At 64.9% G+C, this 11,636-nt stretch carries 16 protein-coding genes and 1 tRNA gene; 6 read left to right on the top strand and 11 right to left on the bottom strand.

The annotated features are described in order from the left end of the window. Positions 1–97: 97 nt before the first annotated feature. The 6 genes from ACK6AU_RS02090 to ACK6AU_RS02065 form a co-directional block, all read right to left on the bottom strand. The gene (locus tag ACK6AU_RS02090) at positions 98–412 is read right to left on the bottom strand and encodes a RebB family R body protein (RefSeq protein WP_085598080.1); all 315 of its coding nucleotides are present in this window, start codon (positions 410–412) and stop codon (positions 98–100) included. A gap of 55 nt (positions 413–467) precedes the next feature. Further along, on the bottom strand, positions 468–782 hold the full coding sequence (locus ACK6AU_RS02085) for a RebB family R body protein (RefSeq protein WP_409297494.1): 315 nt from the start codon (positions 780–782) through the stop codon (positions 468–470). A 103-nt stretch (positions 783–885) separates the two neighbouring features. After that, complete coding sequence (locus ACK6AU_RS02080; RefSeq protein WP_185701647.1) at positions 886–1,377, bottom strand: hypothetical protein; 492 nt, start codon at positions 1,375–1,377, stop codon at positions 886–888. A 138-nt stretch (positions 1,378–1,515) separates the two neighbouring features. Further along, the gene (locus ACK6AU_RS02075) at positions 1,516–2,148 is read right to left on the bottom strand and encodes a hypothetical protein (RefSeq protein WP_185701648.1); all 633 of its coding nucleotides are present in this window, start codon (positions 2,146–2,148) and stop codon (positions 1,516–1,518) included. Positions 2,149–2,172: 24 nt separating this feature from the next. Continuing rightward, positions 2,173–2,400, bottom strand: coding sequence for a RebB family R body protein (locus tag ACK6AU_RS02070; RefSeq protein WP_031321382.1), 228 nt, complete (start codon positions 2,398–2,400; stop codon positions 2,173–2,175). A gap of 118 nt (positions 2,401–2,518) precedes the next feature. Further along, a complete protein-coding gene (locus tag ACK6AU_RS02065) occupies positions 2,519–3,061 on the bottom strand; it encodes an RNA polymerase sigma factor (protein ID WP_260498102.1) in 543 nt (180 codons plus the stop codon). 187 nt (positions 3,062–3,248) lie between these two features. On the opposite strand from ACK6AU_RS02065, the gene ACK6AU_RS02060 reads away from it, so the two are divergent. The 3 genes from ACK6AU_RS02060 to ACK6AU_RS02050 all read left to right on the top strand — a co-directional run bounded on the left by ACK6AU_RS02060 (position 3,249) and on the right by ACK6AU_RS02050 (position 4,769). Continuing rightward, a tRNA-Arg gene (locus ACK6AU_RS02060) sits at positions 3,249–3,325 on the top strand. 144 nt (positions 3,326–3,469) lie between these two features. Further along, positions 3,470–4,321 carry a hypothetical protein gene (locus tag ACK6AU_RS02055; protein WP_409297491.1) on the top strand — a complete coding sequence of 284 codons (852 nt, stop codon included), beginning with the start codon at positions 3,470–3,472 and terminating at the stop codon, positions 4,319–4,321. Continuing rightward, a complete protein-coding gene (locus ACK6AU_RS02050) occupies positions 4,305–4,769 on the top strand; it encodes a hypothetical protein (RefSeq protein WP_409297489.1) in 465 nt (154 codons plus the stop codon). The genes ACK6AU_RS02055 and ACK6AU_RS02050 overlap by 17 nt, the downstream gene beginning before the upstream one ends. Before the next feature lie 18 nt (positions 4,770–4,787). On the opposite strand, the gene ACK6AU_RS02045 is transcribed toward ACK6AU_RS02050, so the two are convergent. The 5 genes from ACK6AU_RS02045 to ACK6AU_RS02025 all read right to left on the bottom strand — a co-directional run bounded on the left by ACK6AU_RS02045 (position 4,788) and on the right by ACK6AU_RS02025 (position 8,753). Then, positions 4,788–4,970, bottom strand: coding sequence for a hypothetical protein (locus tag ACK6AU_RS02045; RefSeq protein ID WP_185701651.1), 183 nt, complete (start codon positions 4,968–4,970; stop codon positions 4,788–4,790). Positions 4,971–5,042: 72 nt separating this feature from the next. Further along, positions 5,043–5,738, bottom strand: coding sequence for a hypothetical protein (locus ACK6AU_RS02040; RefSeq protein ID WP_409297487.1), 696 nt, complete (start codon positions 5,736–5,738; stop codon positions 5,043–5,045). Next, positions 5,735–6,316 (bottom strand): RNA polymerase sigma factor, encoded by a 582-nt coding sequence (locus ACK6AU_RS02035; RefSeq protein ID WP_185701684.1) that lies wholly within the window; start codon positions 6,314–6,316, stop codon positions 5,735–5,737. The genes ACK6AU_RS02040 and ACK6AU_RS02035 overlap by 4 nt, the downstream gene beginning before the upstream one ends. Positions 6,317–6,353: 37 nt before the next feature. After that, a complete protein-coding gene (locus tag ACK6AU_RS02030) occupies positions 6,354–8,102 on the bottom strand; it encodes a vWA domain-containing protein (RefSeq protein ID WP_409297485.1) in 1,749 nt (582 codons plus the stop codon). Positions 8,103–8,192: 90 nt separating this feature from the next. Next, positions 8,193–8,753, bottom strand: a complete 561-nt coding sequence (locus ACK6AU_RS02025; RefSeq protein WP_185701654.1) for a YbhB/YbcL family Raf kinase inhibitor-like protein — start codon at positions 8,751–8,753, stop codon at positions 8,193–8,195. A gap of 442 nt (positions 8,754–9,195) precedes the next feature. On the opposite strand from ACK6AU_RS02025, the gene ACK6AU_RS02020 reads away from it, so the two are divergent. The 3 genes from ACK6AU_RS02020 (at position 9,196) to ACK6AU_RS02010 (ending at position 11,596) form a co-directional block, all read left to right on the top strand. Further along, complete coding sequence (locus ACK6AU_RS02020; RefSeq protein WP_409297482.1) at positions 9,196–10,422, top strand: PAAR domain-containing protein; 1,227 nt, start codon at positions 9,196–9,198, stop codon at positions 10,420–10,422. A gap of 5 nt (positions 10,423–10,427) precedes the next feature. Further along, positions 10,428–10,889 (top strand): hypothetical protein, encoded by a 462-nt coding sequence (locus ACK6AU_RS02015; protein ID WP_022643471.1) that lies wholly within the window; start codon positions 10,428–10,430, stop codon positions 10,887–10,889. A 113-nt stretch (positions 10,890–11,002) separates the two neighbouring features. Further along, the gene (locus tag ACK6AU_RS02010; RefSeq protein ID WP_409297480.1) at positions 11,003–11,596 is read left to right on the top strand and encodes a DUF4291 domain-containing protein; all 594 of its coding nucleotides are present in this window, start codon (positions 11,003–11,005) and stop codon (positions 11,594–11,596) included. The last annotated feature ends 40 nt before the right edge of the window (positions 11,597–11,636 follow it).

Raw genomic sequence — 11,636 nt, 5'->3', positions numbered from 1 at the left:
GCGAAAACTTTCGGATCAACGTCATCGCCACGCCATAAAGACAGCGCCCCCGCTGCCTGCTGGCAGCGGGGGCGCTGGCATGTTGCCAGGGGGACAATCAGCTGTTGAGCGACTTGAGCACGGTCAACAGGCTGGCGAGGTTGTCGACCACGCCGCCCTGGGCGACTTTCTCGGCAGTGGCCGCACCGGCGGTGGTATCGACGGTGTAGATCTGCATCACGCCCTGGTTGGTCGCGGCTTGCGCCAGGGTGTTTTGCTGCTGCTGCGCCGAGACCGAGTTCTGGAACAGGATGGCCACGGACTGGCCCATGGACTGGTAGACAGTACCCATGGAGACAGCCGGGGCCTCGGCGACGACCTTGACGTTGCTCTGGGTCACGGCATCGGTGATTTGCGGACTAACTGTGCTCATAAAAACTCCATTTTTTCAGCAGGAAGAATCAACTCGGGACTAAGCCGTCAGGCCCTCAAGGCTGGAAGGACTTGAGCACCGTCAGCAGGCTGGTGAGGTTGTCGGCGACCCCGCCCTGGGCGACCTTCTCGGTAGCCGCGGCACCGGCGGTGGTGTCGACGCTGTAGATCTGCATCACGCCCTGGTTGGTCGCGGCCTGCGCCAGGGTGTTTTGCTGCTGCTGCGCCGAGACCGAGTTCTGGAACAGGATCGCGGTGGCCTGGGCCATGGATTGGTAGATGGTGCCCATTGCCATGGCCGGCGCTTCGGCGACGACCTTGACGTTGGTCTGGGTGACGGCATCGGTGATTTGTTCATTTACAAGTGGCATGGCTCAACTTCCTTTGTTTGGTACACGGAGCATTCCGTGTCATTGAGTGAACGTGGCAGCCTGGAGACTGTGAACCGGCCTCGGCCATCAGGTTCGAGCCGGTTCAGCGCGATGCCGGACTCACCTGTTTGAGTGCCTCCTCGACCTTGCGCGTGAGTTCGGCCAGCTGTTTTTCCAGCACGCTCTTGACCTCGGCCTGTACCAGGTCGCGGATCAGCGCCTTGAGCGCCGGATCGTCCAGCGGGCCGGCGGGCGCCGGTGGTGGGGGCGGTGACGCCTGGCCCTGGGCCGCGATGGCCGCCAGCAACTGCGAGAGCACCAATTCGCGGGCCTGGGGATCGGCCCTGTCGTTGGCCCTGGCGCTGGTCACCTGATCGAGAATGCTGCGGGTGCGCTGACTGTCGGACTGGATCAGTTCCATGGCACGTCGGCGGGCCTGCTCGACGCTCTGCTGGGCACTCACGGAAAAGTCCAGGGGCTTGTCGCGCACGAACGCATCGAGCACCTGGCTCTCGACCTGGGTCAGCGGGCGGTTCAGGTAGGCTTCGGCAAAACGCTGGATCGTTGCCAGCGGATCAAGGTCTTCATTCGCCATCTCATGCTCCTTGTCGATGAACGGCGCTGAAACACTGGCTGTCGGCTTGGTCGGACTTCAGCGCCCGGGATGAAAAAGAGCCCACGCGGGCCCCAAGTACAAACTCCCCGGACGACTTGTACGCCCGGGGAGCGGTGTTCAGGATGCCGAACGGTTGGCCAGGGTATCGGCGTACTTGGCGATGCTGGCGTCGATCTTGTCGATGGCCCCGGCCGCGGCGTCGGCTTCCATGGCCCCGGCCGCGGCAGCCACTGCCGCCGCCGCCCCCACCATCAAGTCGGTGGCCAGCACGCCGAGGGCATCCTCGGCGGCCCCGGTGACGTTTTCCTTGACGATGTTTTCGGTCATCTGCTTGATCAGCACCGCCTGGGCCGCCAGGGCCAGCTTGCTGACCCCATCGAAGTATCCGGCGGCGGACTGCGCCACCAGGCCGGCCGCCTGGCTGATCATCATGTCCGGAGGCACGGCGATCTGCGCCGGGGCATAGCTGAAGGCCTCCGCATTGGTGAACTGCACCGCCTGCACGATCTGGCTGTTCAAGGCAGCCGTGTTGCCGGTATCCGGATTGTTGGCCTTCTTGAGCAACTGATCGTTCAACATCGTCATGATCGAGACTTTGTCGCCGCCCGTGGGCGGCGAAACGTGCGGGGTCGGTTCAGGTTGCGGCGCCGGGTCCGGCTCTTTTTGCGGACCCGGCTCTTGCGTTATCACGGGATCGGGGGTTGCACCGACTTCATCCGCACGAGGGGTTTTCTTTTTGAACCAAGCCATGACGCTTCTCCCGGGCCATCAGCCCTACTCGCCGATCGCCATGATCAAGGCAACGGCCTTGGACACCACCGCGTTGGAGATCTGGTTCAGCGCCTGCTGGCTGTTGACCGCGTTCTGCAACGACAAGCCCGCGGAATGACTGGCCACCTGGTACAGCGAAGCAATGGACTGGGCGGGAGCCTCGGCCACCACCTTGACGTTGGTCTGGGTGACGGCATCGGTGATCTGCGAGTTGACCATGGGATCTGGCATACATCTCTCCTTAGATGGAATGGCCCACCGCAGGGGCGGCGGCGCCGGCTACAGCGTCGAAAACAGGCTCATTGAAAGAAAACGCTCCGGCGTGCCTGTTGTGAATCCTCGTCGAGCTTCAGCGCAGCTGCTCGCGCAGCAACTGCACATGCTTGCGGACCAGGGGCTGGTTGATGCCCAGCTCGGCGGCGATGTGCGGGTAGGGCAGATCCTGGACGAACTTCAGTTCAAACAGCCTGCGCTTCTTGAGGGGTAACCTGGCTACCCGTCGGCTGAGCTGGGCCAGGGTTTCTTGCAGTTCCACATGCTCGAGCACCGAGATCTGCGGGGCTTCCAGTTGCTGCAAGGGGTCTTGCTCGACATCGCTCAGGTCGACGAACAAGCGCTGTTCCCGGGTCCGCCGCCGGCAGCTGTCGAGGAACACATGCTCCAGGACCAGGAACAGGAAACCCTGGGGATCGCGGATCCGCTCCGGCGACCGGCGAAAGAACAGCAAGGCCTTGATCGCCGTGGCGGCCAGCCATTCCTGGGCGCCATCGGCATTGCCTCGGGCCAGTTGCCGGGCTCGGCGCTGCAAACCGGGCAGCACCGCCCGCCAACTGGACTCGAACAGATGGTCCGCCAACGCCGCCGACAGCTCCCCTTGCATGGAACAGTTCATCCCCGCACCTCCCTGTGCCCCGTGATCGCACGGACATGGCTGCAGGGTGCGCGGACGCGCGAGGACGATTCAGCGGGAAAAACTACCGCTAGCCCCGGGGTTTCCGGGGATCGCGACCGACAACCACACGCGCATGAAAACCAGCGTGGACGCCTTGGGTCGACATAGGTATGATGTCGCCCGCACTGCACTCGTAGCTCAGCTGGATAGAGTACTGCCCTCCGAAGGCAGGGGTCGTGGGTTCGAATCCCGCCGAGTGCGCCAGCTTCAACGAGAAAGCCCCAGGCCCATGGCCCGGGGCTTTTTTGTTGGCCCGGCCAAGACCGGACGACAAGGGCATCGCCAGCCGGGCCTGCCCAGGCGGTGGGCAACTTGCTACATTCCTCGCCCCCAGGACAGGAGGTCCCGATGCTGCGCCACCCCTTGCTCGACCAACCGTACCAGCCAACCTTGCAGCGCTGGATCGCCTGTTTCACCGGCTACCGCATGCCCGAGGCGCTGGATGCCGAGTTGAGCCGCTATGACCCCAATGATCCCGACGACCGTGAGCAGTTGATCCGCCGCTATTGCCTGGCGCGGGACGATGTGCGCGAGAACTTCCGCCATCGACAGCAGCGGGTCCTGGCGCTGCAAGCGGCCGTGGCGGATGAGCACTACGACTTCGGGCAGGTCTGGGAACCGCCCGAGGACGACTACGAGGACCCGCAGTGGCCCAGCGGTTGGCCGGAGCAAGTGATCGATAGCCGCGATTTTTTCCAGCGCCTGCTGCGTGCTGCCCGCGAGCTGTGGCACGACGACCTGGCCCGTGCGCAGCTGCCCTCGCTCAAGCAATGCCAGGAGATTGCCGAACGCGATCGCGGCAGCCGCGACTGGCTGTTCAGTGTCGATAACCCCGAGGCCTGGAAAGCGCAATTCGGCCTCGCCGCCACGCCCTACGAACTGCAGACGCCCGGCCCACAGTTCCACGGCGAGCGACTGCACCTGGCCCTGTCCGGGGAGCTGCCCCGCCAACTGCTGCCCGCCAGCTGGAACAGCTCGCCAGGGCCAAGCCATTGCCGCTTGGTGCTGGAGATCCTGGGCATCAGCGAGCTGGCCATGAGCGGCACACGCTTCGATGGGCCCATGCGCACCCAGCTCACGCGCTTGAACCCCGGTTACTACGTGCGCCTGGAGATCGGCTTCGACAGCGTGATCGAATGCGTGGCGCTATCTGTGAGCATTGCCCAGGTCAAGGGAACACACGATGAAAAGCCACTTTGAAGAGGCGCTGGAGCGCCAGGAAGTGCTGCAGTTCTTTCGTGGCCAGGGCCAGTACCTGACCCGGGACGGCGATTGGGATGAGCACCTGTACTGCATCAACTGGCCGGGAATCTTCAGCTACCTGCGCGACAACGCCGACGGCGCGCAGCAGCTCAGTGCCAGCTTCGAGCTGTACGCCTACAGCATCGAGCACACCCTGGAAGACTGCTTCGGCCTGCGGGAAAACCTGTTCAACTACTACTCGACCCGAGCCCGCCTGGCGCCTGGCAGCGCCGACCTGCTGGGGCAACTGCCGCCGGCCTGCAAGCGGCGGATCGTCCAACGCCTGGGCTGGTATCGCTGGCAAGTGGAAAACCACCATCGGCTGCTGCCGGAGCGGGCCCGGCGCATGAGCGCGGACGGCGCCTGCGCCGAGTTCCTCGACCTGCCCGCCACGCCTTACGCCTGACGGATCAGGCCGCCGGGCTCATGGAGCCTCGTCGGCCTTCGGCGGGTCTGCCTGGGCCTGCGGCGCCAGCGCTTCGGCATCGTCCTCTTCGGCCTGTTCAAGGTCGAAGTCCTTGCGACTCTCCTTGATGGCCTGACGGATCTGTGCGCCCTTGATCGGGCAGTTCAACATTGCCGCAATGCGGTCGATGCGAGGTGCCATGGACGGCCTCTCAAGTTCTGGAAACGGCCACGATAGTGCGCGTTTTCCGCCTTGAGGGCCAATCCTTGTGCCTCACCGCCGACGCAAGGCGTGCAAGCGGCCGTCCAGGTCCTCGTCCGGGTAGGCGGCGTAGAGCTTGAGCAACAGCTCGGCCGCCTCGCGGTTGTGGCCGCTGTCCCACAGGCGCACCACCTCCTTCAACACCGGGTCCAGCCGCTCGCCGGGGCTCGGGCCGAGCGTCGCGGCCATGCGCTTGGCCAGGTGCGATGCATGGGCCTCGGTGGGGACGTCCGATTGCGCGAGCCGTTCCTCGAGCCGGTCCATGTGCGGCGCCATGGCGAAGCTGCTGGTGGGCGCCGCCGGGGCGGGAGCGCTCAGGGCACCGGATACCTCGGCCGGTGCCGGTTCCGGAGCGGGGGCCGGGGCCATCTCGGCCTGTTCCATGGTCCGGGGCCTGGCCTTGGCTGCCGCAGGGGCCGGGGCTCGCGCCGGGGCGAAGACCTGGGTCGGGTACTGCTCCGGAGTGCGCTGCACCATACCGATGATCAAGGCCACGCCGAACAGGCTGGCAAAGGCCACCTGGTAACGCGGACGCTGGCAGGCCTGCAGCCAGCGCTGCCACCACCCGGCACGGGAGGCGGGAGCCTCGCGGCGGGCAGCAGCCAGGATCAGGGCATCGAGATGGGCCGGTGGCTCCATGGCGCTGTGCTCGCGCACATGGGCCAGCATCTGCTCCTCGGTGGATGGAGTCTGTCGGGCGTCAGTCATGTGAGTACCTCCTCGGCCAGGAGCCGACGCAGTTTTTTCAGCGCATAACGGAAACGGCTCTTCACCGTCTCCAAGGGTGCCTGGGTCAGACTGGCGATCTGCGGCAATTCCAGTTCGCCGTGGGCCCGCAGCAGGAATACTTCGCGCTGGTCTTCGGGCAGGTCTTGCAGGGCCGCCTCGATGCGCTGCCGGTCGCGGCACAGGCTCAATTGCTGCTCGGGCCCGGGGGCCTGGTCAGCCTCGGCATGCAGCTGTTCGTCATAGCTGTCGTGCAGCGGGTTGCGCACGCCGTGCTTGCGCCAGTGGTCGATCAGCCGATTGCGGGCAATCTGGTACAGCCAGGTGCGGAAGCTGGCCCGACCCGCTGGCCCGCTGGTGCTGCGGATCAGGCTGAGCCAGGTTTCCTGGTAGACCTCTTCGGCCAGCTCCGCCTTGCCGGACAAGCCGAGCAGGAAGCGGTACAGGCCCTGGCGATGGCGCTGGTACAACAGCTCGAAGGCCGCACTTTCGCCAGCACGATAACGCGCCAGCAGCGCTTCGTCGCTGCTGGCGTCGGGGGACGGATGGGGAGCAGACATAGGGCGCTGGAACTCCTGTTCACTGCTCGTCATGGCTCTACTCAAGGCGGCTTTGCACGGCATGCTGGCCCGTCGCATCGGCCGCCTGGTCTTTGGGGGCTTGAGTTTGCAGGCTTTGCGCCAGCTCCACCAGCTGTACGAACTCACCACGCAACCCGTAGGGGTCATCGCCCTTGGCGCCCCGGGCCAACTTGGCGGTGTCGGCCAGGCTGAAATCCGCGGTGTAGCGACCGTCCTTGAGCTGCTGGGAGAACGCCGCCACGGCGGCGGCAAACCGCAAGTCGGGGCTGGCCTTGGCCAGTTCCGTCGGCTGCTGGGTGCTGATCGGCCGCTCGATCAACCGGCTGCTGCCCCCTTCCGGCGCCTTGTAGCGCACCCGCAGCATAGCCAGCTCATCGGCCTTGCCGCTGGTGGCGGACGTCTTGGCCTGGCCATAACGCAGCGGCTCCAGCCAGCCCTTCTCGCCCACCGGGACAACTTCATACAGCGCCGTGACGGTATGCCCCGAGCCGATTTCCCCGGCATCGACCTTGTCGTTGCTGAAGTCTTCACGCTTGAGCGCCCGGTTCTCATAGCCCAGCAGGCGGTATTCGCTGACCTGGGCCGGGTTGAATTCCACTTGCAGCTTCACGTCCTTGGCCACCACCGCCAGGGTCGAGCTGAGCTGGTCCACCAGCACCTTGCGCGCCTCGCGCAGGTTGTCGATGTAGGCGTAGTTGCCATCGCCGGCGTCGGCCAGCTGTTCCATCAGGTGCTCGTTGTAGTTATCCACGCCAAAACCCAGGGTGGTGAGGGAGACGCCGCTCTTGCGCTTCTGCGCCGCCATGGCCTTGAGGCTGTCGAAGTCGCTGACCCCGACGTTGAAGTCGCCGTCGGTGGCCAGCAGGATGCGGTTGATGCCCTTGTCGATGAAGCCCTGCCGGGCCATCTGGTAGGCCAGCTCGATCCCCGAGGCACCGGCGGTGGAACCTCCGGCGGTGAGCTGGTCGATGGCGTTGCGGATCTTGGCCTTGTCGCGGCCGGAGGTGGGCTCCAGCACCACCCGCGACTCGCCGGCATAGACCACCAGCGATACCCGGTCCTGGTCGCGCAGTTGGTCCACCAGCAGCTTGAGGGTGCTCTTGACCAGGGGCAGGCCTTCGCGGCGGTCCATGGAGCCGGAGACATCCACCAGGAACACCAGGTTGGCCGGGGCCAACTGGGCCACCGCGCGATCCGAAGCCTTGATGCCGATGCGCAGCAAGCGGGTATGGGGGTTCCACGGCGTGGGCGCCAGCTCGGTGGTCACGCCGAAGGGCGAGCCATCGCTGGGCAAGGCGTAGTCGTAGGGGAAGTAGTTGACCAGTTCTTCCAGGCGCACCGCGCCTTCGGGCGGCAGGCTGCCCTGGTTGAGCAAGCGGCGGACGTTGGCGTAGGCACCGGTGTCCACGTCGACGCTGAAGGTCGATACCGGGGCCTCGGCCACGCTGTGGATCGGGTTGTCCGGCAGGGCCTGGTATTGCTCGCGCGGCTCGTCCCGGTAGGCCTGGAATGACTCGCGGTACTCTGCCGGGGCCGGCATGGGCGCGATCATCGATACCGGGCGCAGGCCGCGCTTGGCCAGGGACGTATCGGCACGCAGCCTCTCGTACTGGGCCTCAGGCGCCGCCTGCAGGGCGCCCTGGGCCACAGCCTCCGCAGTGGCATCAGGCTTGGACGACACGCCGCAACCGGCAATCGCCAGCAGCAGGCCAGCGATGGCGAAACCCTGGGTGGCCGGGCGAAGGAAATGCAGAGGAAGAGACATGGGGGCTGACCTCGGGGAAGAAATGATCCATTCCCCTCTTCAGACGAAGCGCCTTGGCGATTCGGGTTAAGCCCCCGGAAAAAAATTTCGTCAGCGCGAGTAGCGGCGCACCACGCTGCTGTTGCGCAGTACATGGCCGTTGATCTTCTCCAGCAGCTGGGCGCGGGTCAGCCCGGCAGGCAAGGCCTCGGGGGGCAGGTCCAGGGCGAAGATCTGGATGATGTAGTGATGAGCGCTGTCGCCCACCGGCGGGCACGGCCCCATGTAGGTGGTGCTGTTGCGGCTGTTGATACCGGCCAGGCCTTCCAGGTTCGGCTTGGTGCCGGCGCCGGCCGGAAGCTGCCGGGTGCTGGCCTTGATGCCGTAGTGCACCCAGTGATCGACACCCTGGCCCTTGGCGCCATCCGGATCGTGCATGACGATGGCGTAGCTCAAGGTCCCGGCAGGGCCTGCGGTCCAGCTCAGCGCCGGGGAGTTGTTATGCCCGCCACAGCCCTTGGCATCGCTGGCGTTGCCGGTGGTGAACAACCGATCATCCGACACCCCGGGCACATTCAGGGTGAAACGCTCCTGGGCCTGCACGGGAAGTTGCAGGCACAACAGCACGGCACCAGCGGCCAGCCAAGTATTGCGGGAGGCAAAGCGAGACATACGAAAGCACCTTTTTGCGGGTGGAAACGGGGTGAGCACCAGACTATAGCCGGCTTGAATGAATGCGCCCCTTTACGCAAGGCGCGGTGGGAGATTGAGCTTGAGTGCGGGGGTGGTTGTAAATTAAAAAAAGTGGAATTTTCCAGCCACGACCACTCAGAACACTGAGTTCAAGCCAGCAATCAGGCGCTGAGGGCTCTTCGAACAGGGTTTCATCATTGGCGTGAATCTTCCGCCATCCCCTGCTGCGGCTTGTGACATTGGCTCGCTGGCACGCCTTGCCCACCCGGCGAGCCCTGGCCGGTGTGACGGTGTGCGGCATTGGCGAATGCCGGGTAACTTCCAGGACTTGCTGCCCCCCGGGCCGCTCTTCGATAATCCGCCGCTCACGACAATCAGTAGCTCAAAAAGGTGCTTGGCGCACCCAGGGCGGAGTCTCAGCATGGATGTACAGGCCGCAGCGCGGTTTGGCGATGAAATCGCCCATGGATTCGGAGTTGCGGCGATGATCGCCGGCGCGGTCGCCGGGGCTCTCATCGGTGCAGCCATCGTCGCGGCAACTGCCGCAACGGGCGGCCTGGCGGTGGTAATCCTGGCGGGCTCGGTCGCCGCTGGCGGCCTGTCGATGTTCCAGCTGGTGAAAGGCCTGTCGACCATCTTCGATTTGCCCGAGCCAACCACCGGCGAGCTCATAAGAGGCAGCCCCAACGTCTTCGTCAACCTGCGCAACGCCATGCGGGCCGGTGAGGATGTATCGAGTTCCTGTAGCGGCTTTCCCCTGGGGCATCCGCCCTGGCCGTTCCCGGTCACCATCGCCGAAGGCAGCGCCACCGTGTACATCAACGGCAAGCCGGCGGCGCGCCTGACCAGCAAGATGACCTGCGGGGCGCACATCAAGTCCGGTAGCCAGAACACATTCATCGGCGGCCCGACGCTGCGGGTGGAGTTCGTGCTGGATATCGAGGGTTGGCTGCATACCGGCCTGGAGGCATTGGGCCTGGTCGCTGCCGCAGGAGCCCTGGTGCTGGCGGCCATGGCTGGCGTGGCAGCCCTGTTGACCACCGTGGCGGTGGGGGCTGCAATCTATGGCGGCATGGAATTGCTCGGACAGATCGGTGACCGGCTCGGCCCGGGCTACCGTGACCTGCTGCAGGGCATCGCCGGCCTGGCACTGCTCGGCGCCGGGCCGAAAATGGCCAAGATGAGCGCGGAACGCAACGCCGCGCGCCTGGCCAACCAGTCGCAGGTACTGGAAGTGCGCACGGCCGCGGAGGTCAACAAGGTGATGATCGAAAAGGGCGACTTACCAGCGTGGCTGGAAGGAACCCAGGTCAAGACCGAGATAGTGCCACCGGGAACGCAATACCAGATGGTGGTCGCCAAGGGCCAGGCCGAAGCCATCATGCAGGGCAAAAAGGCCTTCGGCGGCTTCGCCACCCCCGATGCGATTCCCAGCCAGGCCTATGCCCGGGATAAACTGGTGATCCTCGATCGGTTCAAGACAGATGTGTCCCATGTGATCACCGTCGAAACCACCGCCCCGCAAAAGATTCACAGTGGCATCACCGGTCCGCTGGAGAACTACAAGGGCGGGGTGAAGCAAGTGGAGTTCCTCGACGAGAGGTTTCTGAAAATAGTCGGCACGCCTGAAGTGCTGCCTGTGGAGTGAAAATTGTGATCAGTGATTTCGAACGCATCCGGGAAGACGGCAAGGTCATCGACGAAAACATGACGGTGGACCGGATGATCGCCCTCGGGTGGTCTCCTTGCCTGGTCGTCGAGGCACGCTGGCGCTGGCAGGAACAGCTCCTTAGCGTGGTCAACAGCCGCGGCCTGCTGGCGATCGTGGTACCGGATCGGCAACACCTCGCCATCCTGTGGAACGATGACGACACGGGCATAGCCGCGACCCTCTACGTGGTTTCCGGCGACCGCCAGCAACAGATCCGGATTACCGACCAGTTGCTGATCGATGGCCAACTCGAAACCGGGGTCTACAGCTGGTTCGAACAGTTCCCGCAGGATTCGCCCAGCGTCTTCACCTGCATGTTCAGCCGGCAACGCGACCAGGCGATGTTCAGGGTGGATATCGACGCGGCGACCGGCGACATTCTTTCGGTACAGCATTCCCGCTGAATACCCTTGCGCCTGCTGCACCAGCACACAAATGCCGCGCAACAGTGCATGGCGCAGCGCACCAAGCGCATCACGGGCGGCCACTCAGCCGTCCGTTTTCACAAGGAAACACCATGCCTGCAACGGCCGACAACATCCCCCTGCGCCAGATCCGGGCGGTCTACGACGCCTATACCCTGCGCGTCTACCAGGCCTACTCGGCAAGTATTGCCGATGCGGCGCTGGCCCATGGCACCTTCGTCTCGCCACCGTTCAAGATGGAGCGCATGACCTGGATAAAGCCCTCCTTCCTCTGGATGATGTATCGCGCCGGCTGGGGCTTCAAAGACGCTGGGCAGAGCCGCATCCTGGCCATCGACATCAGCCGCGAAGGCTTCGAATGGGCCCTGGCCCACAGCTGCCCGAGCCATGCCGAGGAGGGGCTGAGCAAAGAGCAATGGTTGCAGTTGAAAGACCAGTCGCCGGTGCGCATCCAGTGGGACCCGGAGCGCGACCTGCACCTGCGGCCCCAGGAACACCGGGCCATCCAGATCGGCCTTGGCCAGGAAGCGGTGGGCTTGTACGTGAACCAGTGGATCCAGCGCATCAGCGACGTCACGCCGCTGGCGCATCGCATCCATGAGCGGGTGCTGGCTGGCGACCTGGAAGAGGCGCGGCGCCTGCTACCCCAGGAACGCGAATACCCCATGGCGGGCCCTGCTGCGTAAACCGCCTGGCGCGCCAGGCCAGCGATCGGCATGGGGCGTT

The organism is Pseudomonas sp. KCJK8993, from assembly GCF_046230915.1.
Lineage (GTDB): Bacteria > Pseudomonadota > Gammaproteobacteria > Pseudomonadales > Pseudomonadaceae > Aquipseudomonas > Aquipseudomonas piscis.
The sequence above is the reverse complement of the archived record's forward strand: the minus strand, read 5'-3'. Positions and strand labels throughout refer to the sequence as shown.

Excerpts from the sequence above, each read along its gene's own strand:
- ACK6AU_RS02010 (WP_409297480.1), top strand. The coding sequence starts at position 11,003 with ATGCCTGCAACGGCCGACAACATCCCCCTGCGCCAGATCCGGGCGGTC.
- ACK6AU_RS02085 (WP_409297494.1), bottom strand. The coding sequence starts at position 782 with ATGCCACTTGTAAATGAACAAATCACCGATGCCGTCACCCAGACCAAC.
- ACK6AU_RS02045 (WP_185701651.1), bottom strand. The coding sequence starts at position 4,970 with ATGGCACCTCGCATCGACCGCATTGCGGCAATGTTGAACTGCCCGATC.
- ACK6AU_RS02020 (WP_409297482.1), top strand. The coding sequence starts at position 9,196 with ATGGATGTACAGGCCGCAGCGCGGTTTGGCGATGAAATCGCCCATGGA.
- ACK6AU_RS02050 (WP_409297489.1), top strand. The coding sequence starts at position 4,305 with ATGAAAAGCCACTTTGAAGAGGCGCTGGAGCGCCAGGAAGTGCTGCAG.
- ACK6AU_RS02040 (WP_409297487.1), bottom strand. The coding sequence starts at position 5,738 with ATGACTGACGCCCGACAGACTCCATCCACCGAGGAGCAGATGCTGGCC.
- ACK6AU_RS02075 (WP_185701648.1), bottom strand. The coding sequence starts at position 2,148 with ATGGCTTGGTTCAAAAAGAAAACCCCTCGTGCGGATGAAGTCGGTGCA.
- ACK6AU_RS02090 (WP_085598080.1), bottom strand. The coding sequence starts at position 412 with ATGAGCACAGTTAGTCCGCAAATCACCGATGCCGTGACCCAGAGCAAC.
- ACK6AU_RS02025 (WP_185701654.1), bottom strand. The coding sequence starts at position 8,753 with ATGTCTCGCTTTGCCTCCCGCAATACTTGGCTGGCCGCTGGTGCCGTG.
- ACK6AU_RS02065 (WP_260498102.1), bottom strand. The coding sequence starts at position 3,061 with ATGAACTGTTCCATGCAAGGGGAGCTGTCGGCGGCGTTGGCGGACCAT.
- ACK6AU_RS02070 (WP_031321382.1), bottom strand. The coding sequence starts at position 2,400 with ATGCCAGATCCCATGGTCAACTCGCAGATCACCGATGCCGTCACCCAG.
- ACK6AU_RS02030 (WP_409297485.1), bottom strand. The coding sequence starts at position 8,102 with ATGTCTCTTCCTCTGCATTTCCTTCGCCCGGCCACCCAGGGTTTCGCC.
- ACK6AU_RS02055 (WP_409297491.1), top strand. The coding sequence starts at position 3,470 with ATGCTGCGCCACCCCTTGCTCGACCAACCGTACCAGCCAACCTTGCAG.
- ACK6AU_RS02035 (WP_185701684.1), bottom strand. The coding sequence starts at position 6,316 with ATGTCTGCTCCCCATCCGTCCCCCGACGCCAGCAGCGACGAAGCGCTG.
- ACK6AU_RS02080 (WP_185701647.1), bottom strand. The coding sequence starts at position 1,377 with ATGGCGAATGAAGACCTTGATCCGCTGGCAACGATCCAGCGTTTTGCC.